General features: G+C 53.0%; 1 rRNA gene. It reads right to left on the bottom strand.

Annotated features, from left to right (window positions below):
• Nucleotides 1-1185: ribosomal RNA gene (locus AC1DX0_RS36110) — 23S ribosomal RNA — on the bottom strand; the annotation flags it as partial.

Raw genomic sequence — 1185 nt, 5'->3', positions numbered from 1 at the left:
GTTCTGAGCCCACCATCGCGCGCCTCCGTTACTCTTTAGGAGGCGACCGCCCCAGTCAAACTACCCACCATACATTGTCCCGGACCCGGATAACGGGCCGCGGTTAGACATCCATAGTAATAAGGGTGGTATTTCAAGGGTGGCTCCACCTGAGCTGGCGCCCAGGTTTCAAAGCCTACCACCTATCCTACACATGCCACTACGAATGCCAATGTAAAGCTATAGTAAAGGTKCACGGGGTCTTTCCGTCTARCCGCRGGWACMCCGCATCTTCACRGSGAWTTCAATTTCACTGAGTCTATGCTGGAGACAGCGGSGMMRTCGTTACGCCATTCGTGCAGGTCGGAACTTACCCGACAAGGAATTTCGCTACCTTAGGACCGTTATAGTTACGGCCGCCGTTTACTGGGGCTTCGATTCAGAGCTTGCACCCCTCCTCTTAACCTTCCAGCACCGGGCAGGCGTCAGACCCTATACGTCGTCTTGCGACTTCGCAGAGCCCTGTGTTTTTGATAAACAGTCGCTACCCCCTGGTCTGTGCCACCCTCCTCTACTTGCGTAGAAAAGGGTCACGCTTCTTCCGAAGTTACGCGTGCAATTTGCCGAGTTCCTTCAGCATAGTTCTCTCAAGCGCCTTGGTATACTCTACCAGACCACCAGTGTCGGTTTCGGGTACGGTTTATAAGGAGGAGCTATTTCCTGGAACCACGCAGCAGCCCGTTCAATCCGATAAGATTGGACTACCTCAATGATCCGTCACTACCTCCAAGCCCACGAATATTAACGTGGTTCCCATCGACTACGCGTTTCCGCCTCGTCTTAGGGGCCGGCTAACCCTGCTCAGATTAGCTTTAAGCAGGAACCCTTGGTCTTTCGGCGGGGGAGTCTCTCACTCCCCTTACGTTACTCATGTCAGCATTCGCACTTCTGATACCTCCACCACCCCTCACGGGTATGGCTTCATCAGCTTACAGAACGCTCCGCTACCGCTTGGCCCTTGCGGACCAAACCCTAAGCTTCGGTGTATGGCTTTAGCCCCGTTACATTTTCGGCGCAAAGACCCTTATTTAGACCAGTGAGCTGTTACGCTTTCTTTAAATGATGGCTGCTTCTAAGCCAACATCCTGGTTGTTTTGGGATCCTCACATCCTTTCCCACTTAGCCATAACTTGGGGACCTTAGCTG

This window comes from Mesorhizobium sp. P3_A9, from assembly GCF_056402975.1.
Note: the sequence above shows the minus strand (reverse complement) of the source record. Positions and strands in the feature narration are given on the sequence as shown.